At 72.8% G+C, this 26,253-nt stretch carries 20 protein-coding genes; 15 read left to right on the forward strand and 5 right to left on the reverse strand.

All coding sequences use genetic code 11. The annotated features are described in order from the left end of the window. Positions 1 to 7: 7 nt before the first annotated feature. On the reverse strand, positions 8 to 2,416 hold the full coding sequence (locus J2S43_RS12225; RefSeq protein ID WP_306829041.1) for a class III lanthionine synthetase LanKC N-terminal domain-containing protein: 2,409 nt from the start codon (positions 2,414 to 2,416) through the stop codon (positions 8 to 10). Between the two features lie 2 nt (positions 2,417 to 2,418). Next, entirely contained in the window at positions 2,419 to 2,610 is a 192-nt protein-coding gene (locus tag J2S43_RS12230) for a hypothetical protein (RefSeq protein ID WP_306829042.1), read from the reverse strand. A 133-nt stretch (positions 2,611 to 2,743) separates the two neighbouring features. On the opposite strand from J2S43_RS12230, the gene J2S43_RS12235 reads away from it, so the two are divergent. Beyond that, positions 2,744 to 5,758, forward strand: coding sequence for an NACHT domain-containing protein (locus J2S43_RS12235; RefSeq protein ID WP_306829044.1), 3,015 nt, complete (start codon positions 2,744 to 2,746; stop codon positions 5,756 to 5,758). On the opposite strand, the gene J2S43_RS12240 is transcribed toward J2S43_RS12235, so the two are convergent. Continuing rightward, entirely contained in the window at positions 5,719 to 6,156 is a 438-nt protein-coding gene (locus J2S43_RS12240) for a cupin domain-containing protein (RefSeq protein ID WP_306829046.1), read from the reverse strand. The two genes, J2S43_RS12235 and J2S43_RS12240, sit on opposite strands and share 40 nt — an antisense overlap. Before the next feature lie 213 nt (positions 6,157 to 6,369). On the opposite strand from J2S43_RS12240, the gene J2S43_RS12245 reads away from it, so the two are divergent. Beyond that, a complete protein-coding gene (locus J2S43_RS12245; protein WP_306829047.1) occupies positions 6,370 to 6,852 on the forward strand; it encodes a flavin reductase family protein in 483 nt (160 codons plus the stop codon). A 206-nt stretch (positions 6,853 to 7,058) separates the two neighbouring features. Here J2S43_RS12245 and J2S43_RS12250 read toward each other — a convergent pair whose 3' ends face one another. Continuing rightward, positions 7,059 to 7,928, reverse strand: coding sequence for a LysR family transcriptional regulator (locus J2S43_RS12250; protein WP_306829048.1), 870 nt, complete (start codon positions 7,926 to 7,928; stop codon positions 7,059 to 7,061). A gap of 338 nt (positions 7,929 to 8,266) precedes the next feature. On the opposite strand from J2S43_RS12250, the gene J2S43_RS12255 reads away from it, so the two are divergent. From J2S43_RS12255 to J2S43_RS12315, 13 genes are all read left to right on the forward strand, one after another. After that, positions 8,267 to 9,610 carry an NtaA/DmoA family FMN-dependent monooxygenase gene (locus J2S43_RS12255; RefSeq protein WP_306829050.1) on the forward strand — a complete coding sequence of 448 codons (1,344 nt, stop codon included), beginning with the start codon at positions 8,267 to 8,269 and terminating at the stop codon, positions 9,608 to 9,610. Continuing rightward, the gene (locus J2S43_RS12260; protein WP_306829051.1) at positions 9,607 to 11,109 is read left to right on the forward strand and encodes an ABC transporter substrate-binding protein; all 1,503 of its coding nucleotides are present in this window, start codon (positions 9,607 to 9,609) and stop codon (positions 11,107 to 11,109) included. The genes J2S43_RS12255 and J2S43_RS12260 overlap by 4 nt, the downstream gene beginning before the upstream one ends. Then, positions 11,106 to 12,056 (forward strand): ABC transporter permease, encoded by a 951-nt coding sequence (locus J2S43_RS12265; RefSeq protein ID WP_306829052.1) that lies wholly within the window; start codon positions 11,106 to 11,108, stop codon positions 12,054 to 12,056. The genes J2S43_RS12260 and J2S43_RS12265 overlap by 4 nt, the downstream gene beginning before the upstream one ends. 4 nt (positions 12,057 to 12,060) lie before the next feature. Next, a complete protein-coding gene (locus J2S43_RS12270; RefSeq protein ID WP_306829053.1) occupies positions 12,061 to 12,909 on the forward strand; it encodes an ABC transporter permease in 849 nt (282 codons plus the stop codon). Then, entirely contained in the window at positions 12,906 to 13,862 is a 957-nt protein-coding gene (locus tag J2S43_RS12275; protein ID WP_306829055.1) for an ABC transporter ATP-binding protein, read from the forward strand. The genes J2S43_RS12270 and J2S43_RS12275 overlap by 4 nt, the downstream gene beginning before the upstream one ends. Next, a complete protein-coding gene (locus J2S43_RS12280; protein WP_306829056.1) occupies positions 13,852 to 14,670 on the forward strand; it encodes an ABC transporter ATP-binding protein in 819 nt (272 codons plus the stop codon). The genes J2S43_RS12275 and J2S43_RS12280 overlap by 11 nt, the downstream gene beginning before the upstream one ends. Next, a complete protein-coding gene (locus J2S43_RS12285; protein ID WP_306829058.1) occupies positions 14,667 to 15,347 on the forward strand; it encodes an alpha/beta hydrolase in 681 nt (226 codons plus the stop codon). Before J2S43_RS12280 ends, J2S43_RS12285 begins: the two co-directional genes overlap by 4 nt. Before the next feature lie 26 nt (positions 15,348 to 15,373). Next, positions 15,374 to 16,540: an AI-2E family transporter gene (locus tag J2S43_RS12290; protein WP_306829060.1), complete on the forward strand. Its 1,167-nt coding sequence runs from the start codon at positions 15,374 to 15,376 to the stop codon at positions 16,538 to 16,540. A gap of 135 nt (positions 16,541 to 16,675) precedes the next feature. Beyond that, positions 16,676 to 20,008, forward strand: coding sequence for an AfsR/SARP family transcriptional regulator (locus tag J2S43_RS12295; RefSeq protein WP_306829062.1), 3,333 nt, complete (start codon positions 16,676 to 16,678; stop codon positions 20,006 to 20,008). A 42-nt stretch (positions 20,009 to 20,050) separates the two neighbouring features. Beyond that, a complete protein-coding gene (locus tag J2S43_RS12300) occupies positions 20,051 to 20,986 on the forward strand; it encodes an ATP-binding cassette domain-containing protein (protein ID WP_306829063.1) in 936 nt (311 codons plus the stop codon). Next, on the forward strand, positions 20,983 to 21,765 hold the full coding sequence (locus J2S43_RS12305; RefSeq protein WP_306829066.1) for an ABC transporter permease: 783 nt from the start codon (positions 20,983 to 20,985) through the stop codon (positions 21,763 to 21,765). The genes J2S43_RS12300 and J2S43_RS12305 overlap by 4 nt, the downstream gene beginning before the upstream one ends. Before the next feature lie 117 nt (positions 21,766 to 21,882). Next, positions 21,883 to 22,575, forward strand: coding sequence for a tryptophan 2,3-dioxygenase family protein (locus J2S43_RS12310; protein ID WP_306829067.1), 693 nt, complete (start codon positions 21,883 to 21,885; stop codon positions 22,573 to 22,575). Further along, positions 22,572 to 23,756 (forward strand): tryptophan 2,3-dioxygenase, encoded by a 1,185-nt coding sequence (locus J2S43_RS12315; protein ID WP_306829068.1) that lies wholly within the window; start codon positions 22,572 to 22,574, stop codon positions 23,754 to 23,756. Before J2S43_RS12310 ends, J2S43_RS12315 begins: the two co-directional genes overlap by 4 nt. 72 nt (positions 23,757 to 23,828) lie before the next feature. On the opposite strand, the gene J2S43_RS12320 is transcribed toward J2S43_RS12315, so the two are convergent. Further along, the gene (locus J2S43_RS12320; RefSeq protein ID WP_306829069.1) at positions 23,829 to 26,198 is read right to left on the reverse strand and encodes an MGH1-like glycoside hydrolase domain-containing protein; all 2,370 of its coding nucleotides are present in this window, start codon (positions 26,196 to 26,198) and stop codon (positions 23,829 to 23,831) included. Between the last annotated feature and the right edge of the window lie 55 nt (positions 26,199 to 26,253).

Below are 26,253 nucleotides of genomic sequence, written 5' to 3' on the forward strand. Positions count from 1 at the left end.
CGCGGAGTCAGGACAGCAGGTCCGGGGCGGCCGGGTCGTCGAGGCGGCGGAGGAAGGTCAGGATCCCGGTGTAGCCGGAGGACCACGACAGCGGTGCGTCCTGGCGGTCGAGGTCGACGAAGCGCGGGGCGTCGTCCGGGCCGTGGCTGCGGCGCAACAGCTGGCGGGCCACGTCGTGGGCCGCGTCGAGCCAGCGCACGTCGCCGGTGTGCCGGGCACAGTCGATCAGGTAGGTGCCGACGCCGGCCAGCCCGCAGCACTGCCCCGGATTCTGCATGCGCGGGACCCACTCGGTGCAGACCTCCGCGGCCGCCAGCGCCAGATCCGGGTAGCGCGCGTCGCCGAAGACCGAGTCCGCGTGCAGCAGCGCGCGGCCGATGCCGGACAGGCCCTGGCACCAGGAGACGGCGAGCGGTACGGCGCCGGGGCGGCGGGCCCGGACGATCAGGTCCGCGGCGGTGAGCGCGAGCAGATCCGCACGGTGTCGGGCCTCATGGCGCACCGCGGGATCACCGGTCGCGGCCACGTACTCCAGGAGCAGGTCGAGCACGCCCGCGGTGCCGTGCGAGTAGCTGAACGCGGGCTCGGTGCTCGCCGTCGGCGTGCCGGTGACGGACAGCCGCATCGGGCCGGCCGTGAGCAGCGCGTCCACGCAGGTGCGGGCCGAGGCGGTGTCGCCGCGCAGCAGGTGCCCGATGCCGCAGCCGGCGATGCCGCTGATGATGTCGTCGTGCGGGTCCGCGTCGTCGAACGGCCGGTCCGCCGCCACCGGATCACCCATCCGGGCACGGAACAGCAGCGTGCCGGTGGAGCCGAGATACAGTCCGGGCGGCCGCTCCCTGGCGCGCACCGCATGACCAAGAAGATCACCGACCAGCTCGGGTACGCCGTGGTGCAGCAGCTCCAGGCCCAGTCCGGCGCTGCCGGTGTAGATCGTGGCGTCGAACGACGCGTACGCCGACACCGGTGCGTCCAGGACCCTTCTCGGCGCCTCGGCCCGGATGATCCTGAGAACGTGACGGCGCAGTGCGGGTACGTCCGGGCACGGTCGCCGGCCGTACCCACTGGTGGAGGTTTTGATCGGTGCGGTGGTGAGCGCGCGCAGGGCCGCGAGCGCGACCGGGCCGTCACCGCTGATCAGGTCGTGCAGGAATCCGGCCTCCCGGCCGAACAACGCGGTCAGCGACGAGCGCATGCGCGCGGCGGACAGGCCGTCCTCGGTCTCCACGATCACCGGGACCAGGCCGGTCGCGGCGAACGCGAGCGTCATCCCGAGCGCGTGCGCGTCGTCCTCCGGCCGGGCCGGCTCGCCGCGCATCTGCCGGGACGGCGCGAAGCCGTGCGTGCCGCCACGGGGGTGCAGCCCGTGCAGCGCGGAGATGCCGAAGTCGACCAGGCCGGCACCGACCACGTTGCGCGGCGTGACGTCCCGCATGATCACGTCGCGGTCGTGCAGCGCGCGCACCAGCCGGGCCAGGTCGCGGGCGAGCCGGCCGAACGCGGGGGAGAGGCCGAGCGCGCCGGTCGTCAGGATCCGCGTCTGCAGGTTCTCCGCGCCGACGTCCGTGCTGACCAGGAACTCGTCGGCGCCATGCGCGAAGTGGTCGACGAACCGCGGCACGCCGCCGACGCCGTCCAGCGCGCCGAGCACGCGGCGTTCGTTGCGCAGCCTCGTGCGCGCGTCCGCGCCGTCGCCGGCGTCACCCACGTACGCGCGGGCCTGTTTGATCACGACCCGGCCGCCGGTCACGGTGTCCCGGCCACGGAAGACGTCGCCGTGCGCGGACCGCATGATGCCGCCGTCCACGACGTACCGGCCGCCGAGGAGCTCCGGCGCGGCGGTGTCGTGGCCGAACGGGTCGGTCACCCAGTCCGGCTGCCGGTAGTGCAGGCCGGCGATCGCGCCGAAGCGGGCGCCGTCCGGGCCCGGGATCTGCACCGCCATCACGCCGCGCTCACCGGCGAACCACTGGTTGACGAACGGCCCGTACCGGTAGTAGACCGGTGCGTCCGGGGCGACCCGCCGGTCGCTGAGCACGCGCGGGCCGGCTCGGCCGCGCAACAGCCCGGCCAGCGCCAGGCCCAGCTCGCGGACACGCCCCGGCTCCGGATAGATCGTGAACGCCTTGCCGACCGTGGCCGGGTGCTCCCAGCCCTGGTTCATCGTGGCGAGCACGCTGGTGCCGGCCGCGAGCTTGAAGTCGTGCCGCGCCTCCAGCAGGTACGGCACCAGCACCGCGGCCAGCTCGGCCAGGTCCCCGGCGCGCGACGAGACGTGCAGCTTCCAGCCGTGCTCGGGAAGCCGCACGTCGCGCCGCGCATACGTCCACTCCGCCGTGCCGGTGACGGTGTACTCGTGGTCGTACGCACCGGCGACCAGGCCCCGGACGTACGGCGCGGACAACCAGCCCGTCATCGTCAGGAGAGCGTGCGGCCGGTGGCGTCGCAGAACTCGGTGCCCTGACTGCACGGGCCGCAGGTCGCCGGGCAGCGGTCCGCGGACAGCAGCGCCTCCTGGACGTCACCGAACGCCACATCCGGCTCGCCGGGCAGCTCGCCGAACGTGCGCGGCGCGAGCTCGTCGAGGGCGGACAGCAGTGCGACTGACATGTGAACTCCTCTCGTAACAGTTGTCGCCTTCGATGCTCGGCGTGCCGCGGCCGCTCGGGCAATGGTGATCTGTCCGTGGCCTCGGACTATCTGTCCCCGGGGACGGATAGCGTGGCTGCCGTACGCTGCGTCGGTGTCCAAAGAGCTCGGTTACGCGGATGCGGTGAAGCTGCTCGGTGGGTCGTCACCGCTGGTGACGGCGCTGGACCGGGCCCTGGGCGGGCTGCTGCTGGCCGCGACGGGCGGCGGCAGCGAGCTGGCGATCAGCCTGTTCGACGCCAAGGGCGAGGCGGTCCGGCTCGGCAACCAGCTGATCACCGGCCTGCGGGACAAGATCAAGGGCTTCTCACGGTACGACCGGACGCGGCGCCTGCAGGCGGCACACTCGATCATCGTGGTGACCGCGTTCTTCGAGGCGCTGGACGACATCGACCTGCCGTTCGACCAGCGGAAGCTGCGGCTCACGCCGGAGGAACGCGCCCGCATCACCGGCCTGGGCATCGGCCAGCTCTTCGATGACTGGGTGCCGGCACCCGCGCCGCACCTCGATCACGAACGTTTCCTGTCCCGCCTGAGCTTCTGGTACCTCCGCAAGGCGGCAACCCTGGACGATTTCGTGCGGAATCTGCGCGTCTTCGACGACCTGGACGAGAACCAGCAGCTCGATGCGAGCGACGCGTTGCACACCAAGCTGCCGTCGGCCGCGGCCCGGCGCTACGAGGATCTCCACCGGCGCCTTCTCGTGGAGGTGCCGGAGTTCGGCCTGTGGATCTCCGAGGTGCGGCAGCGGGAGATCGGCACCGCGCTGGCCCGGATCGAGACGGTCCTCGCGGAGGTCGCCTCCGACCACACGCCCGGCGACGTGGCCCGCACGCTCGTGCGCGCGTGGCGGGCCGCCCTGGACCGGCCCATCCTCTCCGAGGGCGACATCCCGGGCGATCTCACCATCCCCACGCTCGCGCAGGGCTACGTCGACCCGGACTTCCGGGTACGCGTGGTCGACGCGGCCGGGTCGCCGGCCGAGGAGACCTGGTGGGACGAGGCCGCACCCCGCTCGGATCTGGCCGCGTTCCTGGCCAGCCACCTGACCACGCCGTTCGCCACGGATTCGCCGCTGCTGGTGCTCGGCCAGCCCGGTGCGGGGAAGTCCGTGCTCACCCGCATCCTCGCGGCCCGGCTGGACGCGCGCGACTTCCTGCCGGTCCGGGTGGTGCTGCGCGAGGTGCCCGCGGAGGCTGACCTCCAGGACCAGATCGAATCGGCGGTCCGCGCCGCCACCGGCGAGGTGCTCTCCTGGCCCGCGCTGGTCCGCGCCGCCGGTCCGGCGCTGCCGGTGGTGCTTCTCGACGGCTTCGACGAACTGTTGCAGGCCACCGGCGTCAGCCACTCCGACTATCTGGACAAGGTGGCCGCGTTCCAGCGCCGCGAAGCCGACCTGGGCCGGCCCGTCGCGGTGCTGGTCACCAGCCGCACCGCGGTCGCGGACCGGGCCCGGCCGCCGTCCGGCGCGCTCTGCCTGCGCCTGGAGCCGTTCCGGGAGCCGCACGTCCGGCGCTGGCTGCACGTGTGGAACTCCGCGAACGCGGCCACGCTGCACGCCCGAGGCCTGGCCACGCTCGCGGCGGACGTGGTACTGCGCCAGCCGCAGCTGGCCGGTCAGCCGCTGCTGTTGATGATGCTCGCGCTCTACGACGCGGACGCGAACGCGCTCCGCGCCGCCGGGGAGACCTTGGACGAGGGTGCGCTCTACGAGCGGCTGCTCACCACGTTCGCCCAGCGGGAGGTGCTGAAGACGTTCGCGGCCGCGACCGACGAACGGCTCGCCTCACTGGTCGAGGCCGAGTTGCTGCGGCTGTCCGTGGCCGCGTTCGGGATGTTCAACCGGAACCGGCAGTGGGTCACCGAGGCGGAGCTGGACGCGGATCTGCGTGCGCTGATGCCGGGCCGCCGCGCCGATCCGGTCACCGGCTTCCGGCCGGAGCTCGGCGCGGCGGCGAAGCTGGTCGGGCGGTTCTTCTTCATGCAGCGCGGCGAGGCGACCCGGGACGGCACCCGGCTGCGGACCTACGAGTTCCTGCACGCCACGTTCGGGGAGTTCCTGATCGCGCGACTGACCGTACGCCTGATCGCGCAGCTGACGGCGGAGGAGGCGGAGGGTGCCGGATCGGTGTTCGGCTCCACCGGCTGCCGGGACCACCAGTTGCACGCACTGCTGTCGTTCGCGCCGCTGACCGACCGTGAACCGATTCTGGCGTTCGTCGCCGGCCATACGGCCCGGCACGCTACCCCGGCGATGCGGCGGCTGCCGGTCACGCTGTTCCAGCGGCTGGACGGCCGGGCCACCGATCAGGACGTGCGCGACTACCAGCCGGTGACGCTGCCGGTGCCGGAGCGGCATGCGGTGTACGACCTGAATCTGCTGCTGCTCGCGGTCGTGTTGAACGGCGAGGTGCGGGCGAGCGAGCTGTTCCCGGACCGCGCCGATCCGGTGCTGGGCTGGCGGCGGCACGCGCTGCTCTGGCAGGCGATGCTGAGCACGGTTGCCTGGTCGAGCGTGATCTTTACACTGCAGACGCGCGCGGTCTGGCTCGGCGAGCGCCGTGATCTCGTGGTGCTGCGCGACCGCGACTCGTTGCCGCCGCCGGTGGACCCGTACTGGCTCCACCGTATCCACCCGGACCACTCGACGCGTGCGGTCACGTCCTGGCAGCACACACACGCGGACAGGTTCGCCCGGCAGAGCAACCTGGTGCGGGACCGGGTCAACGAAACGCTGATGCACGCGGTGGAGCCGTTGATGGCGCGGTTCGCGGATGCGACCACCACGTTCGTGGCCAGTGACGACGGTGCCTACTCGATCGCGGCCGCGATCAGCCGGTTTCAGCTCGCGGTGCTGCTCAACGACGATCCCGCCGAGATCACGCGCACGGGGAACGACGCGGTGCACGCGGTCCTCCACTGCTGGGCACCCCAGGTGGACCGGATCGTCCGCGAGGACGGAGTCCGGGCCGTCCTCGGCCTGTGCGACCTGCTCGATGCGCGCGGGTCGTCCGTGGCGCGCCAACGGTGGCGATTGGAACTTGATATCTGGTTGAGGAGAGGCGTGAGTCATCGATCTCGGGTGGACGGATCGACCCACTCCAGTTGAGGAACGTTGACCACGATGGCCTCCTGGGTGGTGCGGGAGATGACCACGACGGCCTCGGTGTCCGGGTCGGGGTTCTCCTCGCGGTGCGGGACCCACGGCGGGACGTAGATGTAGTCGCCGGGTTTGGTGTCGATGCGGATCTCGCCGTGGTCGGGGTCGGAGAAGACGAAGGACGGGTTGCCGCTGACCACGTAGATCGCGGTCTCCGACTCGCCGTGGTGGTGGTTGCCGGAGTTGGTGCGCGCGGCCACGTGGGTCTGGCCCATCCAGAGGTTCCGGCTGCCCACGGTCTTGCCGCTGATCGCCTCGACGCGCCGCATGCCGGTGGTCTGGGCCGTGTCGCCGCTCAGGCCGGCCGCGGCGACGTGGTGCAGCCGCTGGTGAAAGGGGTCGCTCATGGCCGTGATGGTTGTATGCAAGGGGCCACGGTGTCAACCCAAACCTATCGGGTTACTAGGATTTGGGACGGCTGTTGACGATGTGCGGTTCGGCGGCGCACCGTCGTAGGCAACGAACCCGGCATCGCGTTGACCTCGGGAGTCATGCGACCGGTGCGGCGGCAAGGACGCTGCCGCGCTCAATGTTGCATCGACACGCTGTGGAGGCATGTCATGACCGTGGCCGTCGCCCCCGATCTCTTCCGTCAGCTTCTCCGCCGGCACGCCGCGGCGGTCGTGGTGATCACGGCGCCCGGGACCGGCTTCACCGCGACCTCGTTCACCTCGGTCTCGCTGGATCCGCCGCTGGTGTCGTTCTGCCTGGCCCGGAGCGCGTCGGCGTGGCCGGCGATCGCGGCGACGCCGACCGTGGCCGTGCACGTGCTCGGGCGGGAGCAGGAGCACATCGCCCGCACGTTCGCGACCAGCGGCATCGACCGGCTGGCCGCGCACGGGGCGTGGCGGCCGGGCCCGGACGGCGTGCCGCTGCTGGACGGCGTCCTGGCCCGCCTGGTGTGTCGCGTCGTCGACCGGGTGCAGGCCGGTGATCACACGATCGTGCTGGCCAGCCCGCTGGACGGCGAGCACCGCGCGGACGAGGCGGAGACGCCGCTGCTCTACCACGCGGGCCGCTACTCCTCGGTCCACCCTCGCTGACCGCCGCGCTGCTCGCGCTGCCGCATCGGTGATCGACGCGTCATTGATGTCTCTGGAACGACATGAAGGACGCCTGGATCACTCGGAAGGACTCGGGCCCGAAGGGCTCTCAGGTCCGCAGGGTCGTGGGCGGCGCGAGGTCGTGGGCGGCGGAGGAGGGCCAGTGCCCGCCAGATCGCGCACGCGCTGCACGCTCCGGATGACGGTCACGGGACGGGCGGCGGGGGTTGCGGGGTGAGGAGCGTGCGGAGGGCGGTGGCGGCGCCGTCGGTGACCGCGGCGGGCAGGCCTCGGCGGGGCCACACGGAGAGCGGGAGCGGCGCCGGTGCGGGCAGGTCGTCGCGGGCGGTCAGGCCGTCCAGCCGCTGGCCGAGCGTGGCCATCAGCGCGACGCCGAGCCCGGCCCGGACCGCGGCCTGCACACCGGCGAGGTGTGCGGCCTCCGCGCCGACCTCGGCCGGCAGGCCGTGCGCGGACAGCGTCTCCAGGGCCCGGCTGCGCAGCGCGCACGGGTCGTCGAACGCCACCAGCCGGATCGGCCCGCCCACCGCGGGCGGTGTCCACTCGGGAGAGGAGTACCAGGTCAGATGCAGTTCCCCCACGGTGCGGGCGTCCGCGTCGCCGGCCGGGCCGAGCAGCAGCGCGAGGTCGATCCGGCCGTCCTGCAACGCGGCGCGCAGCTGCTGCCCGCGGTCGATGCGGAACCGGACGTGATGATCCGGGAACGTGGCGGCCAGCGACGCGGTCAGCGCGGGCAGCAGTTGCGCGGCCGCGTGCTCGGTCGAGCCGATCGTGAGCGTGCGCTCCACCTCGGCGCCGAACGCGCGCAGCGTCTCGTCGTGCATCGCGAGGATGCGGCGGGCGCGGGCGAGCAGTTCCTCGCCGTCCGCGGTGAGGCGGGAGCCGCGGCCGTCCCGCTCGATGAGCGAGCGGCCGAGCGCGGTCTCCAGGCGGCGCACGTGCTGGCTCACCGCGGACTGGGTGAGGTGCAGCGACGTCGCGGCGCGCTGGAATCCGCCGCAGTCCGCGACGGCGACGAAGCTGCGCAGCGGTGCGATGCCCAAGATCTGACCCATGCCTATCAGATTACTAGGAATTAGATCAGGTGCCGTAATGTCTCCCATCACGATCTTTCGTTGGACGCGCTCCGGCGGGCGCCGAATACTCAGGGGCATGAGCCGAGGCGCAGCCGTGATGCTGACGAGCCGGCGCCCCGTCGAGCCGGCCCGATGTCGTCGCGTGGACCACGGGCGTGACGCCGCGGCGCTCCGTCGCTGAACCCGGCCCTGATGCCGCCCGAGAGGCATCCGATTCTCTGAACGCGCCGTCGGCAAGGTGGCCCGGCGCCAGCAACCCTCCTTCGAAACGGGCACGTCCGTGCCCGCGATGACGCACACCCATGGAAGGCATCATCATGACTCGCAGAACCCTGAAGCTGGGGGCCGTCCTCGTCGGAGTCGGCGGGCCCGGCCAGCACCACACGTGGCTCAGCCCGGAGATCCCCGGCGACGCCAGCGTGGACATCCGGTGGTACATCGCCCGGGCGCGGCAGGCCGAGGCCGCGTACTTCGATCACGTCTTCATCGTGGACAGCCAGTTCATCACGCCGGACTCGCCGAACCACTACCTCAACCGGCTCGAACCGCTCACGCTGCTCTCCGCGGTCGCGGTGCACACCAGCCACATCGGACTCGTCGGCACGCTCACCACCAGCTACAACGACCCGTTCAACGTGGCACGGCGGCTGGCGTCGCTGGACCTGATCAGCGGCGGCCGGGCCGGGTGGAACGTGGTCGCGACCGGGGACGGCGGCACCGCCGGCAACTACGGGCGAACCGAACACTACGACTACGCCACACGGTACGGCCGGGCGCTCGAACACGTCCGCGTGGTCCAGGGGCTGTGGAACTCCTACGAGGAGGGCGCGTTCCCCCGGGACAAGGCGGCCGGCGTCTTCTTCGACCGCACCAAGCTGCACGCCCTGCACCACGTCGGCGAGCACTTCCAGGTCGCCGGGCCGCTCAACATCGAGCGCTCGCCCCAGGGACAGCCGGTCATCTTCCAGGCCGGCGACTCAGACGAGGGCCGCGACCTGGGCGCCGAGATCGCCGACGCGATCTTCACGCACGCGCGGTCGATCGAGCAGGGCGTGGCGTTCGCGCGGGACATCCGGGCGCGTGCGGCGGCGAAGGACCGGGACCCGGAGCAGATCCTGATCGTGCCCGGGTTCAGTCCGATCATCGCGGACACCGACGAGGAGGCGCGCGCGAAGGAGGCGGCGACAGTCGGCGGCAAGGACTTCGATCGTGCGCTGAAGGAACTCGGGCGGCCGTTCGGCTGGCACGACTTCACCCGGTACGACCTGGACGCGCCGTTCCCGGAGCTGGGCGACGCCGGCGACCGCAGCTTCCGCACCCAGGCCGACGCGATCAAGAAGCTGGCCCGGGACAACGGGCTCACGCTGCGGCAGGTCGTGCAGACCACGATCGAGAGCCGCCGGTCGCCGTTCGTCGGCTCGGCGCGCACGGTCGCGGACGAGATCCAGCGCTGGTTCGAGGCCGGCGCGCTGGACGGGCTGAACGTGATGGTGACGGTGCCGAGCGAGTTCGCGCGGTTCACCGACGAGGTGCTGCCGATCCTGCGGGAGCGGGGCGTGGCCCGGACCGGTTACGACGCGGCCACGTTGCGCGGGAACCTGGGTCTGCCGATCCCGGTCAGCACGCACGCCCGCGCCGCGCAGACGGTGAGCGCACGATGACCGGCCGCGCTCTGTTCCGTACCCGCGTGGTGTCAGTCCTTGGATCTCTGCTGTTGGGGTCGGCGGGTTGCGCCGGGGGAGCGGCGGCGGCCGACGCGGTGCCGACGCTGCGCTGGGCGGTGACGCTGCCCGCGCACTGGGACCCGGTGGTGAGCGGCAGCGGCGCCCAGTTCCGGATCCTGTCGCTGGCCTACGCGTCGCTGACCGAGATCGACGAGAAGGGCGAGGCGGTGCCGTCGCTGGCCGAGTCGTGGACCTACAACGACGCCGGCGACCAGGTGACCTTCCACCTGCGTCCGAACCTCACGTTCAGCGACGGTACGCCGCTGAACGCGGCCGCGGTGCGGGCCTATCTGGAGCGGGCGAAGACGCAGAAGGACTCCGCGCTGTTCGGCGACCTCACCTCGATCGAGAGCGTGTCCGCGCGCGGCGACCTGGACGTGGTGGTGGACCTGACGCAGGTCGACTACCAGATCCCGCTGCTGCTCGGCGAGCGCGTCGCGCAGATCTCCAGCCCGGCCGTGGACCCGGCCGCGCTGGACAGATCCCCGGTCGGCGCCGGGCCCTTCACGGTGGTCGAGAACGTGCCCGGCTCCCACGTCTACCTGGAGAAGAACGCCGGCTACTGGGACGCCGCGAACATTCACATCGAGCGCGTCGAGCTGCTCGCCGAGCCGGATCCGGCCACGATCGTGTCCGGGTTGCAGACCGGCGTGTACGACCTGGCCAACGTGGTGCCGGCACAGGTCAGGGCGGCCGAGGCGGCGAAGCTCGACGTGGTGGTGCAGCCCGGCTTCAACGCGTCGAACATCAGCATCAACGTCAACAAGGCGCCGTTCGACGACCCGCGGGTGGTCGACGCGGTCCGGCACGCGATCAACCGGCAGGAGTTCGTCGACAAGGTCACGTTCGGGATCGGGAAGGTGACCGATCAGCCGTTCCCGCCGGGCTACCTCGCCTACGACGACGCGTCCGCGAACGCGTACCCCTACGACCCCGCGAAGGCCAAGGCGCTGCTTGCCGAGGCCGGGGCCGTGAACGTCGCGGTGGACCTGGTCATCCCGGCGCAGTCCACGGCCGCGGAGATCATCCAGGCGCAACTCGGCGCGGTCGGCATCACGGTCACGATCAAGGTGGATCCGAACTGGGCCACGCCGTTCTTCGCCAAGGATCTGGCGCTGTCCGTCTACGGCACCACCGGGCGCGAGTCGCCGGTGCAGACGCTGACCGCGCACTTCGGGCCGGACGGGCCGCTGAACCTGTCCACGCCGTACCAGCCGGCCGGGTTCGAGGAGGCCGTGCGGAAAGCCCGGCAGACGCCGCTGGACTCGCCGGACTACCAGGGCAATCTGCGGGCGGCCACGCGCGCGGGCCTGGGGAGCCGGGCGCTGGTCTTCACGTACTCGCAGCCGAACCTGTTCGTGAAGTCGCCGAAGGTCTCCGACATCGCGCCGATCCCGGGCCAGATTCACTGGACCGGTCTGACGGTGACGCCATGATCCTCAAAATCCTGGCAAGGACCGTGGCGATCTTCGTGCCGGTCTTCCTGGTGGCCACGTTCGTCACGTTCGCGCTCCGGTCACTGAGCGGGCTCACCCCCGCCCACCTGCAGCTCGGCGAGTCGGCCACGCCGGAGACGGTGGCCGCGATCGAGCACGAGTGGGGCCTCGACCGGCCGTTCCTCACCCAGTACGGCGACTGGTTCGCCGGCGTGCTCCGCGGTGACCTGGGCGTCAGCTGGTACAACGGCGCGGACATCGCGGGCCTGCTGCTGGAGGGCGCGATCGTCAGCCTCTCCGTGGCCGGGCTCGCGCTGGTCATCGGCATCGTCTTCGGTTTCGGGTTCGGCGTGCTGGCCGCGGTGCGCCGGACCACCTGGGTCGACCGGGCGATCACCGGCGTGATGACCGCGGTGTCCGTGATGCCGTCGTTCGTGGTCGGGATCGCGCTCGTCGCGGTGTTCGCGGTCGCACTCGGCTGGTTCCCGAGCGCCGGCTACGTACCGGCGGAACGGGGTCTCGGGTTGTGGCTCGCGCACATCACGCTGCCGGCCGTCGCGCTCAGCTTCGACACGGTCGCGGACGTGGCCCGGCAGCTGCGGGCCGGGCTGGTCGCGGCGTACCGGGAGAACTACGTGACCGGCGCGGTCGTCCGCGGGCTCTCCCCTCGGCGGATCTTCCTCCGGCACGTGCTGCGCAACGGCATGGGACCGGCGCTGACCGTGCTCGGCCTGAAGTTCCCGGCGCTGCTCGGCGGCGCGGTGGTCACGGAGTCGATCTTCGGGATGGCCGGGTTCGGGAAGTTCGCGGCCGACTCCGCGCAGCGCGGCGACGTGCCCGCGGTCCAGGGCGTGCTGGTCGTCTCCGTGGTCCTGGTCGTGGTCTTCAACCTGCTGGTCAACGTGATCCTGGCCCGGGTCACGCCGGCGTCGGCGCGGGGGGTGTGACGTCGTGGTCCGTCGTGTGCTCACGCTCCCCACCGGCCGGATCGCGGCCGGTCTCCTGACCGCGATCGTGCTGCTGGCGCTGCTCGGGCCGCTTCTCGCGCCGCACGACCCGCTGGCCGGCGGCGCGGAGATCCTGGCCGGGCCGTCCGGCGCGTACCCGCTCGGCACCGACTACCTGGGCCGGGACGTGCTCAGCCGGCTGCTCGCCGGCTCGCGGGTGAGCGTGCTCGGTGCGGTTCAGGTCGCGCTGGTCGCGCTGGTCGTCGGCGTGCTCCCGGGCATCCTGTCGGTCTACCTCGGCGCGGTCTTCGAATGGGTCACGCTGCGGCTGGCGGACACGCTGATCGCGCTGCCGTTCCTGGTCTTCGCGGTCGCGGTGACCGCGCTGCTCGGCAACGGCATCCCGCAGGCCATGGTCACGGTCGGCATCATGATCTCGCCGCTGTTCTACCGGGTGTCCCGCGCGGCCACGCTCGCGGTGGCGAGATCGCCCTACGTGGAGGCCGCGCTGATCTCCGGCGCGTCGATCGGCTGGGTGGTGCGGCGCCACGTCTGGGTGAAGGTGCTGCCGCCGATCGCGGTCGCGTTGGCCCACACGGCCGGCGTCGGCTTCGTGGTCGTCTCCAGCCTCACGTTCCTCGGCATCGGCGTGCAGCCACCCGCGCCGACCTGGGGCGGCGTGCTCGCGGCCGACCTCGGCTACCTCAGCTTCCGGCCGTGGGCACCGCTGCTCCCGACCACCCTGATCATGGCGACCGTGTGGGCCTGCAACCTGCTCGCGGACGCGATCCGCGACGTGACCGGCCCCGGCGGACGCGCGCTCCTCCCCTCCCGAAAGGCGGTGCCGGCATGAGCGACCTGGCGAACGGGACGACGCCGGCCCAGTGCCGGCCACCGCGCGACCGCGACCGGTCGCTCACGCCCGGCGTGAGCGGGACTCCGGCGCAGAGCCGCCCGCTGCCGGGTCGATCCACCGCGGGCGCGCCGCGGCCGGCGCAGCCCGTGGACGGCGCGATTCTGACGCTGACCGACGTGCACATCGGCGCCGGCGGACGCGAGTTCGTCCGCGGTGTGTCGTTCACGCTGCGGCCCGGCGGTGTCGTGGGAATCGTGGGGGAGAGCGGCAGCGGTAAGACGCTCACCTGCCGGGCCGCGCTCGGCATCCTGCCGGACGGGTTCGCGGTCACGTCCGGCACTGTGGCGATCGACGGGCGCGACACCGCCACGTTGTCCGGCCGGGAGTGGACCGCGCTGCGCGGCGCCACCATCAGCGCGGTCTTCCAGGACCCGGCCTCCTACCTCAACCCGTCGCTCACCATCGGCTCGCAGGTCGCGGAGGTGCTGCGGGTCAAGCTGCGGCTGCGCCGCCGGGCCGCACGCGCCCGGGCACAGGACCTGCTCGCGTCGGTACGGCTGCCGGACGTCTACGGCCGCTACCCGCACGAGTTGTCCGGCGGCATGCTGCAACGCGCGCTGATCGCCACCGCGATCGCGGCCGGCCCACGCGTGCTCATCGCGGACGAGGCCACCACCGCGCTCGACGTGACCGTGCAGGCGGAGATCCTCGACCTGCTCGCCGACCTGCGCGACACCACCGGCCTCGCGCTCGTGGTGGTGTCCCACGACCTCGCCGTGGTCGCGCAGTTCTGCGACGAGGTCCTGGTCATGCGGGCCGGCGAGGTCGTCGAGCAGGGCCCGGTCGAGCAGGTCCTGTATCACCCGCGGCACGACTACACCCGGTTACTCATCGACGAGCACGAGTCCTACGGGCTGGACCGCTTTCTGGGGGTGCGGAATGCTGCTTGACGTCACCGGCCTCGAGGTCCGCTACGGCCGCCTGCACGCGCTGCGCGATGCGTCGCTGAGCGTCGGCGCGGGCGAGACCGTCGGCGTGATCGGCGAGACCGGCTCCGGGAAGTCCACGTTCGCCCGCGCCGTGCTCGGCCTGGTCCGCCCGTCCGCCGGCCGGATCATGATCGACGGCACGGACGTGACCCGCTTCGGTCCCCGGCAGTGGCGCGCGCTGCGCCGCACCGGCGTGCTGCAGTACGTGTTCCAGGACCCGCTGCGCAGCCTCGACCCGGACCTGACGATCGCGTCCTCGCTGGCCGAGCCGCTGCGCATCCGAGGGGTCGGCGTCACCGTCGCGCGGGACCGCGCTGTCGCGCTCCTGAACCGGGTCGGCCTCGACGCGGAGTTGCTGGACCGGTTGCCCGCCGAACTCTCCGGCGGGCAGCGGCAACGGGTCGCGGTCGCCCGCGCGCTGATCGTCGAGCCCAAGCTCGTGCTGCTCGACGAGCCGGTCAGCGCGCTGGACTCGGCCAACCGCGTCCGCGTGCTGGAACTGCTCAGGACACTGCGCGACGCGGGTACGGCACTGGTGTTCATCTCGCACGACCTCGGCTCCGTGGCCGGCGTCGCGGACCGCGTCGCCGTGCTCCACCGGGGCCGGATCGTCGAGCAGGGCCCGGTCCGCGACGTGATCGGCGAACCGGTCCACCCGTACACGCGGCTGCTCGTCGGCTCCGCACCCACGCTCTCCTCCGCCGCGGCCGGCCGCGCCACCCGTGCCTCGTTGCGCGCGCTCCTCCAGGAAGAAGGTGCTCCGGCATGACCCGGGAACGGTCCTTCGCGGTGTACGAGGCCCCGGCCGGGTTGCGGGTCCGGGGGACGATCGTGGTGGTGCCGGGGCGCGGCGAGGCCACGTTGTCCTATCAGCGGTTCGGGAAACGGCTGGCCGCGGACGCGTACCGGGTGCTGGTCGTCGAGGATCTCGACGGTTTCGACCCGGGCTCCGATGTGGTGCGGCCGCTCGTGCTGGTCGGCGCGGATCTCGGCGCGGTGCGGGTCGCGGTGGACGGCGACCGGCTGGCACCGGACGCGGTCGTGCTGGCCGGGCTGCCCGGAGGCGGCGAGGTGACCGGCGACGACGAGCTGGACGCGCGCACGCACTGCCCGACGCACCGGGGCGTGCTCGCGGATGTCGACCCGGGCGCGTTCGCCACCGCGATCGAGGCGGAGCTGCTGCACCGGGCCTATGCGCGCGCCTCCGGCGTACCCCATCTGCTGTTGATCGGTGATGCTGACCCGCTGGCGGATCATGAGGCTCTGGCCCGGCTCGCGAAGGCGCTGCCGGTGGCGCGGCTCGCGGTCGTCCGGGGCGCGCACCACGACGTGCTCAACGACCTGCAGCACCGGTCCGTGGCCGCGGAGATCGTGTCGTTCCTGGAGGCCGTGCGCGAGGGGACGCCGCCCCGGCCGCTCGTCCGCGTCGAGTCCAGCGGGTGGTGAGAGCGGAGATCCCATATGGTACGGGGGTGAAGGTCCTGAACGCGGCCAAGAGCCGATCCGCCCTGGGCACCGCCGCGGTCGTCGCCGGTCAGACGCTCGTCGTCATGCTGCTCGGATACGTGCTGCTCAAGTTGCTCGGCTGGGCGTGGCCGGTCGTCTGGCCACTCACCGTGGCGCTGCTGCTCACCACGCTCACCTGGCCGCCGGCCCGGCTGCTGCGCAAGTGGGGCTGGCCGCCGGCGCTCGCCGCGACCGTCGTCACGCTGCTGTTCCTGGTGGTCGCGGCCGGGATCATCGTCGGCATCGTGGTGCCGGTCGCGGGGCAGGCCCCGGAGCTCGCGGACGGCGTCGCCGACGGCATCACCCAGCTGCGCGAGTGGGCGTCCGGCCCGCCGCTGAACATCGGTGACGCGCAGGTCGACAACGCGTTCAACACGGCCATCGAGCAGATCCAGTCCAGCGCCAGCAGCATCGTCAACTACACGCTCACCGGCGTCGGCACGGTCCTCAACGGCGTCGTCACGGCCGTGCTCGCGCTGTTCCTGATGTTCTTCTTCCTCAAGGACGGGCCGCGGTTCCTGCCGTGGCTGAGCCGGCAGCTGCCCGGACGGCTGTCCCGTGACATCCCGGCGATCGCGGAGCGCAGCTGGCGGACGCTCGGCTCGTTCGTGCTCTCCCAGGCGTTCGTCGGCCTGCTCGACGCGGTGTTCATCGGCATCGGACTGTGGATCGTCGGCGTGCCGCTGGTGCTGCCGCTGGTCGTGCTGACGTTCGTCGCCGCGTTCGTGCCGATCGTCGGCGCGCTGTTCGCCGGGTTCGTCGCGGTGCTGATCGCGCTGGTCTTCGAGGGCTTCTGGTCCGCGCTCATCGTGCTGGCGATCATCCTGGCCGTGCAGCAGCTGGAGGGCAACATCTTCCAGCCGATGATCCAGTCCCGCGGGCTCGGGCTGCACGCGGCCGTGGTGCTGCTCGCGGTGACGCTGGGCGGCAGCGTGGCGGGCATCGTCGGCTCGCTGCTGGCCGTGCCGATCGCGGCCCTGGTCGCGGTCTTCTGGTCCTACCTGCGCGAACAGCTCAGCGAGCCGGGGCCGGATCCCGCCGCCGATCCGGCCTCGCCCGTGGAGCCGGTGCCGCCCTCGGAGCCGTCGGCCGCCTCGCACGCACCGGACACGGACGACACCGTCAAGGCGTGATCGCGGCGGCCCGGTCCGCGCCGCAGGACTCCGGTCCGGCGCGCGGACCGGGTATCACTCGCCCACCCGGCGGCCGTGCCCGGCGCAGCCCCGGGCGGTTGCACCGGGCGGGTGACCGACGGCGAGAATGGCGGGGTGCGGTTCGGGATCCTGGGTTCGGTGTGGGCGGCGGGCGATGACGGGCGGGCGGTGCCGCTCGGCGGGGCGCGGCTGCGTGCGCTGCTGGCCATGCTGCTGCTCGACGCCGGGCGCCCGGTCCCGCTGGACCGCCTGATCGACGGCGTGTACGGCGATCGCCCGCCGGCGGGCGCGGTCAACGCGCTGCAGTCCCAGGTCTCCCGGCTGCGGGCGGCGCTGCCGGTCGAGTTCGACGGCGGCGGCTACCGCCTCGCGGTCGACCCGGACGAGGTCGACGCGCACCGCTTCACCCGGCTCGCCGCTGCCGCGCACGACGCCCTGGCCACCGCCCGCGAGTCGCACGTGAAGGCGGCCGCACTGTTGCGCGAGGCGCTGGGTCTGTGGCGCGGCGAGCCGCTGAGCGACGTCCGGTCCGCGCCGTTCGCGGCGGCGCAGGTCGCCCGGCTGGCCGAGGCACGCCTGCTCGCGGTCGAGGACCTGGCCGAGGCGGAGCTGGCGTCCGGCGCGTCGCGCGCGGTGATCGGTGACCTGCGGGACCTGGTGATCGCGGAACCGCTGCGGGAGCGGGCCTGGGCACTGCTGATGCGCGCGCTGGCCGCGGACGGCCGCCCGGCCGAGGCGCTGGCCGCGTTCGAGACGGCCCGGCACGCGCTCGCGGACGCGCTCGGCGCGGACCCGTCGCCGGAACTGTCCGAGGTGCACCGCGCGATCCTGCGCGGCGACGCGCCCGGCGCGGGGCGCGTGGCCGGCGTGGGCCGCGTGCCCGAGGCGGAACGTGTGTCTGACGCGGGCGGCGCGCCCAGTCCGAGGGACGCCGCCACCGGTGCGGAAGACCTCACCGGTGCGGAAGGCGCCGCCGGTGCGGAAGACGCCGCCGGCGTGAGGGAGCCCGGCGGCGCGACGGACGCGGGCGGCCCCGCGGATGCCGGTCATCCACCCGGGCCCAAGGGCCGCGACGATCAGCGGGACGGAACCGGTGGCGCTTTCGGCGTACCCGCGTGGGGTGAAGGTTTTGGCCGGCACGGTGTGCCGGAGCAGTTGACGCGGTTCGTGGGGCGTGACGAGGACCTGCGGGCGGTCGCGGCCGCGTTGCGCACGACCCGGCTGGTGACGCTGCACGGCCCGGGTGGATCGGGGAAGACGCGGCTGGCCGTCGAGACCGCGGCCCGGCACGCGGGCGAGGTCCGGTTCGTGGAGCTGGCCGCCGCCACCGCGCACGACGTGCCCCGCGCGGTCGCCGACGCGATCGGTCTGCGCGACGGCGGCCTGCGCAGCCGTGACCCGCGGGACGCCGCCCCGCACGTGACCGAGCGGCTCACCGCGGCCCTGGCCGCGCGCGACGTGCTGCTGGTGCTGGACAACTGCGAGCACGTGATCACCGAGACCGCGACGCTGGCCGCACGGCTGCTCGCCACCTGCCCCGGCGTGCGGATCCTCGCCACCAGCCGGGAGCCGCTCGCCCTTACCGGCGAGACGCTGCACCCGATCGGTGGCCTGCCGGAGCCGGCCGCGGTCGAGCTGTTCCTGGAGCGCGCCGCACAGGTGGCGCCGGGGTTCGCCACCGGAGGGGAGGAGACGGCGGCGGTACGGGAGATCTGCCGGACGCTGGACGGCCTGCCGCTCGCGCTGGAACTGGCCGCGGCACGGCTGCACGCCCTGCCGGTGCGTGAGGTCGCCGCGCGGGTCGGCGACCGTTTCCGGCTGCTCAACCGTGGCAGCCGGACCGCGCCGGAACGGCAGCGGACGCTGCGCGCGGTCGTGGAGTGGAGCTGGGAACCGCTCAGTGAGCCGGAACGCGCGCTCGCCCGCCGTTTCACCGTCTTCCGCGGCGGCTGCACGCTGGCCGCGGTCGAGGCCGTCTGCGGCCCCGACGCCGTCGACCTGCTCGGCGACCTGGTCGGGAAGTCGCTGGTCGAGCGGGACGGCGACCGCTACCGGATGCTGGAGACGATCCGCGCGTTCTGCGCGGAGCGCCTCGCCGAGTCCGGTGAGGAGCCGGACGTGCGGGCGGCGCACGCGGAGCACTTCCTGGCGTTCGCGCGTGCCGCGGACCGGGAGCTGCGCACGGGACGCCAGCTGATCGCGCTGCGCCGGCTGGACGCGGACCGGGACAACCTGCACGCGGCGCTGCGCGACGCGGACCCGGCCACCGGCATGCGGCTGCTGTCCGCGCTGTCGTTCTACTGGTGGCTGCGCGGCCTGCGCACCGAGGCCGCGGACCTGGCCCGCATGCTGCTCCGCAGGCGTCCGGGCCGGGAGCACAGCGAGGAGTACGCGTTGTGCGAGCTGACCGCGCGGCTCGGCTCCACCACCGCGGCCCCGGAGCCGGCGCGCTACCTGGCCGGCCTGACCGGGCCACCCGCGCAGCCGTTCCTGATGTACCTGTCCGCGATCATGTCCGGCCCGCCGGCCGAGGGCCTCGAGGACGTGCACACCATGCACCGGCGCCTGCTTGCCCCGCTGCGCGGCGACGCGTGGAGCTGGGCGCTCGGCGCGATCGGCTCGGGCTGGATGGTGCTGCTGGCCGGTGGCTCGCCGGCCGAGGCCGAGCCGGAGTTCGAGGAAGCGCTGCGCGGGTTCCGGGCGCTGGGCGAGCGCTGGGGCACGATGCTGGCGCTGAACGGCGTGGCCGAGATGGCGGCCGCGCGCGGCGACCATGCCGCGGCCCAGGAGCGGATGGACGAGGCGATGCGCCTGGCCGGCGAGCTGGACTCCACGGTCGACCTGGCGGATCTGTTGCGCAGCCGTGCGGACAGCCGGCTGCTCACGGGCGATCTGGACGGCGCCGCGGCCGACCTGATCCGGACCGCGGAGCTGGCCCGTGAGGCCGGTGCGCCGGAGCTGATCTCGGCGGCGCTGCTCGGCCTGGGCCGGCTCGCGCTGCGCCGCGGTGACCGTGCCGAGGCCCGGCGGCTGTGCCGGGCCGCGCTCGCCGAGTGCCCGGTCGACTGGTACGGCTCGTACGGCGTCCGGGTGACGATCCTGGCCGTGCTCGGCCGGATCGCGGAGCTGGACGGCGACGACGGAACGGCCGGGCGTCTGTTCCGTGAGGTGTTCACGGTCGGTCCGGGCCCGAACGGGCTGGCCGCGCTCGGCGAGGCGCTGGCCGGCCTGGTCGGTCTCGCGCTGCGCGGCGGTGACCCGGAACGCGCCGCGATCCTGCTGGGCGCGGCCGGCGCGCTGCTGATCGGCTCGGGGGACACGGACCACGACCGGGAACAGACCGCCACGGTACGCGAGCAGCTCGGCGAGCAGGCCTACCGGCGCGGACACGCCCACGGTGCCGCGCTGACCCGCGCCGAGGCACTGGCGTACGCGCTTCGTGCGTGATCCGTGCGCGGCCGGTCAGCGCGGGCCGCCACGATCACCGGCATGACCACAACGACCGGGGTCCTCGCTGAGGATCTGCACAAACGCTTCGCGCGGACGACCGCGCTGAACGGCTTCCACCTCGACGTCCCGGCCGGGACCGTGCACGGGCTGCTCGGCCCGAACGGCGCCGGCAAGACCACCGCGGTCCGCATCCTCGCCACGTTGCTGCGCTTCGACGCGGGCCGGGCCGTCGTGGCCGGTGCGGACGTGACCAAGGATCCCGGCACGGTACGCGAGCGGATCTCGCTGACCGGCCAGTACGCCGCGGTCGACGGGTTGCTCAGCGGCCGGCAGAACCTGGTCCTGTTCGGCCGCCTGCATCATCTCGGCCCGCGGGACGCCCGGCGCCGCGCCGACGAACTGCTGGAGCGCTTCGGCCTGACGGACGCGGCGCACCGATCCGCGAAGACCTACTCCGGTGGTCAGCAGCGCCGCCTGGACCTGGCCGCGAGCCTGATCCGCCGCCCGTCCGTGCTGTTCCTGGACGAGCCGACCACCGGCCTGGACCCGCGCAGCCGCAACCAGGTCTGGCAGGCGGTCCGGGATCTGGTCGCGGACGGCACCACGGTGCTGCTGACCACGCAGTACCTGGAGGAGGCGGACCAGCTCGCCGACCAGATCTCGGTGATCGACGCGGGCCGAGTGGTCGCGGAGGGCACGCCGGACGCGCTCAAGTCGGTGATCGGCGCGGACCGCCTCGAGGTGGTGGTCCGCGACCCGGACGTGCTCGCGAACGCGGCCGCGATCCTCGGTGCGGCGGACGCGGACGTGGACCCGGACACGCGCCGGATCCGGGTGCCGGTCACGGACAGGGTGGCCGCGCTGGTCGACGCGGCCCGCGCGCTGCAGGACGCCGGCATCACCGTGGTGGACCTCGGCGTCCACCGCCCCACGCTCGACGAAGTATTCCTGAACCTGACGGGACACCAGGCATGAGCCACACGTTCAGCGACGCCCGCGTGATGACCGGCCGTTACCTCACGCACGTGGCCCGCGCCCCGGAGGAGATCGTCCTCTACTTCTCCCTGCCGATCATGTTCACGCTGGTCTTCGGCTACGTGTTCGGTGCCGGCATGGCGGTCTCCGGCGACACGTACCGGGAGTTCCTGATCCCGGGCGTGTTCGTGATGACGATGCTCTACGGGCTGGGCGCGACCGCGACCGCGGTCTCCGTCGACATCAACCGCGGCGTGGTCGACCGGTTCCGGTCGATGCCGACCGCGCGGTCCGCGCTGATGGCCGGTCGCAGCGCCGCCGACCTGGTCCGTGCGCTGCTGGAGATGTCCGTGCTGATCGTCTGCGGTCTGCTGGTCGGCTGGCAGGCGAACCGCGGGATCGCGTTCGCGCTGGCCGGTATCGGCCTGATCCTGCTGCTGCGGGTCGCGCTCACCTGGGTCGGCATCTGGCTGGGCAGCCTGGTGCAGAACCCGGACACGGTCTCCGTGATCGTGTTCCCGCTCGCGTTCCCGCTGACCGCGCTCTCCAACGTGTTCGTCGCGCCGGAGCTGATGCCGTCCTGGATCGGCGCGATCTCGCAGTGGAACCCGATCTCCGCGACCGTGGCCGCGGCCCGTGCACTCTTCGGCAATCCCGGTGTCGGTGGCGACTCCTGGGCCGCCGAGCACGCGCTGCTGCTGGCGATCGCCTGGCCGCTGCTGCTCATCGCGGTCTTCGCGCCCCTGGCGATCCGCCGATACCGACGCCTCGGTTCCTGACCGGCGACCGGTTGATGGTCCCGGATGATCTCGTCTAGCACAACATTGAAGCCGCACCGAGAGTGATAGGCAAATCACGTTCCGAGATCGTTTATTGATCGATATGGTTCGGGCGTGATGACTGACCTAAGTGGACCCGTGCTGCCTGGCGAGGGAATCAACGACTACGTGCGATACATGCGCACCGACGAGCTGCTGGCTCTGCAACGCACTGCCGACCAGTGGGCGCACCCGGACGAGCTGCTCTTCCAGATCACCCATCAGAGCACGGAGCTGTGGCTGAAACTGGCCGCGGCACAGCTGGACCGGGCCGCGGCGCACGTTGCCGGTGGCGAGGTGGGGCACGCGGAGCTGCTGGTCCAGCGCGCCACCACCGCGCTGCGGCTGATCACCGAGCAGCTGGACGTCCTGCGCCACCTGACACCGGCCGACTTCGCCCGGATCCGTCCCGCACTGGGCAACGGATCCGGTGCGGAGTCGCCCGGCTGGCAGGGACTGCGCCGGACCGCGCGCCGGCTGGGCCGCGAGTTCGAGGCCCGGCTGGCCGCGGACGGCACCGATCTCGGCACGCTCTACCGTGGTGAGCCCACCGTGCCGGCCTACCGCCTGGCGGAAGCGCTCGTCGCGCTGGACGAACGGATCGCGCTGTGGCGGACCGAGCACTACAAGATCGCCACGAGAATCATCGGGCATGCGGTGCTGGGCACCCAGGGCACGCCGGTCGACACGCTCGCCCGCCTGATCGCGCAGAAGCTCTTCCCCCGCCTGTGGCAGATCAGGACCGAGATCACCCGGGGGTACGGGTCGTGAGCGCCACGATCACGCGTGAACCGCAGCCGGACTCCGGCACGAGCCCGGAGATCGTGGCCGTGCGGGCGTGGACCGCGCGCGGCGGGGAGTTCCCCCACGCGGCGGTGCTCACGGCGTACCGGCGATGGGGTAAGGCTCTGGTTCCGGGCGGGCTGCTGGACGCGCTGGCCGACGCCCGCCCGCGCGCGACCGGCGGCCTCCTGGCGCTGCTGGACGTGTTGCTGGACAAGCGGGACGGCACCTACGACTACCGCACCTACCTGGCACTGCCGCTGCTGGCACCGCACCTCGGGGACCGGGACCTGCTCACCGCGCTGCTGGTCGCCGACCTGATGCGCTTCGAACTGGACGCGGCGGCCGACCCGGCCGGTCCGCTGCCGGTGCTGCCGCCGGACGACGCGCTGGTGGAGAAGCGGCTGCGGCACGGGCTGCGGGTGATCCGGCCGGTGCTGAACCGGCTCGGCTGGGTGGTGCCGGTGGTGGCGCCGGGCGTGCGGGCCGAGGCGCGCGCGGTGTGGGCGGCCGCGGACTCGCACCTGACCGGCGACCAGCGGCTGATGCTGCGCTGCACGGTGTTGCCGGTCGACGTCGTGCACGACGAGCATCTGTTCATCCGGGTGCTCCAGACGTTCGAGACCGCGTTCGCCGCGCTGGCCCGCGACCTCGAACGCGCGTCGACGGGGCTGACCGGCGGCTCGGCCGGCGATGCGGAGGACGCGCTGCGGCACGGGGCCGCACTGCTGCGCGAGGTGAGTCCACTGTGGTCCGCGGTGGCGACGATGCGGGTGGAGGCGTTCCGGCGGTTCCGGCAGTGGACCGAGGGCGCCAGCGCGATTCAGTCCCGGCACTACAAACTGATGGAGAGCCTGGCCCGCCGGCCGGACGCGGCACGCCTCGGCTCGGCCGCCTACGACCACGTGCCGGAGGTCCGGGAGCTGGTGGCGACCGGGCTGCCCTCGGTGGACGAGGCCTACCGGGCCGCATCGCTGCCGCGGGAGGCGCGCGTCGCGGTCGCCGCGGCGATGGCGGACTTCGCCGCGTCCGTGGACGTGTGGCGCCGTACCCACCACCGGCTGGCCGTGCGCATGCTGGGCGCGGAGACCGGCGGCACCGGATACACCGGCGGCGCCTCATATCTGGCCGCGGCCCGCGAGATCCCGGTGTTCCGCACCGTCCCATGACGGCCGCAGCCCGTCTCCCACGTCGACACAGGCTCCAACCGCGCGGCGGCCCTTCTGGCGATCCAGGCGTCGTTACGACGGCGTGACCGGGTGGTCGGCCGGGCCGAACGCGTACACCGTGGTGGTGAGCGCGGAGCTGATCCCGGCGCCGGTCCGGGCCAGCACGCGCAGCGGCAGCCCGGCCGCCGGATCCGCGTCCGCGGGCACCCGTACCCGCCAGGTGGTCTCGATGGTCTGCCCCTGTCGCAGCGGGCGGGCACGGTCGGTGTTCCCGGTGACGGTCCAGCCGCGCGGTGCCGCCAGGCTGATCCGCGCGTCCGGGACGGAGGCCGACGCGGTGATCCGGCCGCGGACCGTGACCTCCTCGCCGGCGTCGATCGCGAGCGTCTCCGGCAGCGTGACCGTCAGGCGCGGGTCCGGTGCGCGCCACAGCTGGAACGCGGTGATGCCGAAGGCGCCGGGCGCCACGATCCGCAGCCGGTCGGTGGTCAGCGGCGGGTCGATCAGGATCCGGTTCACGTCCCGGCCCAGCGGCTGCGCCGGAGATCGCGTCTGCCCGGGTACGTTCTGCCAGCTGCCGTCCGCGGCCTGGTGCTGCAGCGTATAGGACGGGGGAGTGCGGACGCCGCCGCCGTCGTCGTAGAACACGATCCGCACGTCCGACACCACGGTCGCGGCGCCGAGGTCGACCTCGAGGTGGTCGCTCGCGTGCGGGGTGCCGTAGTTGGTCCAGCGGGTGGACGGCACGTCGAGGTGGAAGTCCTGGCCGTCGATCGCGTCCGCGGGCCTGTCGCCCTGCCAGGTGTACGACGCGCGCGCGGCCGGGTAGCCGGTCTCCCGCGGATTCGCGGCGTCGTCGATCCGCTCCGGCCGGCCGCCCATGATGGACGGTCCTACCGGGACGGTGACGTCGCCGAGCGTGGTGCGGTGCAGCACCTGGCGGCCGTCGACGAAGACCCGGAAGCCCGCGCCCCGGCCGTAGGCGGTGCCGTCGGAGTCCCAGAGCACGGTCAGGTCGTGGCCGTGATAGGCCAGGTTCTCCACCGCGAAGTGCCGGTAGTCGTTGAGCGGCGCGATCCGCACGGTGTCGCCGGACTGCGGGCGGATGCCCAGCAGGCCGGAGAGGACCAGGTCGGTGAAGGTGGAGTGGTTGTAGTCCTCGCTGTGGCCGCGGCCGTCGTAGAGCCAGCGGTCCTCGTCGGGGTGATGCGCCTCCGCGACGTACGGCGCGCCGTTCTTGCGTTGCGTCAGCGCGTACCGGCGCAGCAGGTCCTGGTAGTCCCGCTTGTCGACATAGGACTGTGCCGGGTAGTCGATCAGCTGGTTCGCGAGCCCGGTCAGCGTCTGGCTGGTGGCGAACGGCCAGCTCGGGCCGTTCCAACGGCAGCAGCCGTGCTGGGCCTCGTGCATGAACCACGGGCTGCGGCGCTCCGCGGTCGCCGGGCCGAACGGTGCGGCGAAGCCCTGCGGGTCGGTCAGCTGTGCCCACGCCGACGCGTGCTCGGGCGGCGGCAGGTGGAAGTACCAGGGGACGTAGCCCATCAGCTCGCGGTCCGCGATCGGCGTGGTGGCGTCGCGCTGCACGTGCTTGTAGAAGTCGCGGTCCCAGAGGTGCTGTTGAACGCGGGCCCGGAGCGCGTCGGCCTCGGCGTCGTATCGCTGCGCGGCCGCCGGGTCGCCGTCGCGGCGGGCCAGTTCCGCGAGCGCGCGGGCGTCGCCGTACTGGTAGGCGTTGAGCGTGGGCCGGAAGCCGTCACCGCCGTGGTACGGGTCCTCGGTCTGGTACGAACCGGCCGTGTACTCCATCGCGTCCCACACCGGCGTCTGCCAGTAGAGGCCGCGGGCCGCGTCGAAGTGGCTCGCCTTCCACGTCTCGTACTGCTTCGTCAGCTGCGGCAGCCGGTCCAGCACGAACCGCCAGTCGCCGGTCACCTCGGCCCGCGCGACCGCCGCGTCCACGGCCCAGAAGCTGTACTGATGCGCCCAGTCCGTGGTGTCGGAGTTGAGTGCCTCGGTGGCCGGCTTCGGGCCCGCGCCGGAGCCGGTCAGCCAGTAGTCCAGGTAGTCGTCGAGGTAGCGGCGGTCGCGCAGCCACCGTCCTTCGTAGACATGGTGGCCGGCGGCCGCGTTGATGCCGCCGAACGGCGCGGAGTAGCCGACCGGGCCGAGGAACTCGGTGGCGATCCAGCCGTCGCGCGGCCCGGTGTACTTCAGCGCCTCCTTGAACGTGCGCCACCGGTAGTAGTACGTGTCCTCGATCTCCTCGTCCGGCAGGTCCACGAACGGGATGTTCGCCTCGTACCACCCGGGCTCGGGAACGTCACCGAGCAGCGCGCGATGGTCGAGGAACGTGGTCGTGGCGCCGAGCGGCGGTCCGGCCACCGGCGCGGCAACCGGCCCGCTTCCGATGATCGCGGCGAACGCCAGTGCACCGACCCGCATCGCATCGAACATGATGCATTCAACCACGATCGATCATTTCGCGCATGTTACGCAG

The sequence above is a fragment of the Catenuloplanes nepalensis genome (assembly GCF_030811575.1).
In the GTDB taxonomy this organism is placed as follows: domain Bacteria; phylum Actinomycetota; class Actinomycetes; order Mycobacteriales; family Micromonosporaceae; genus Catenuloplanes; species Catenuloplanes nepalensis.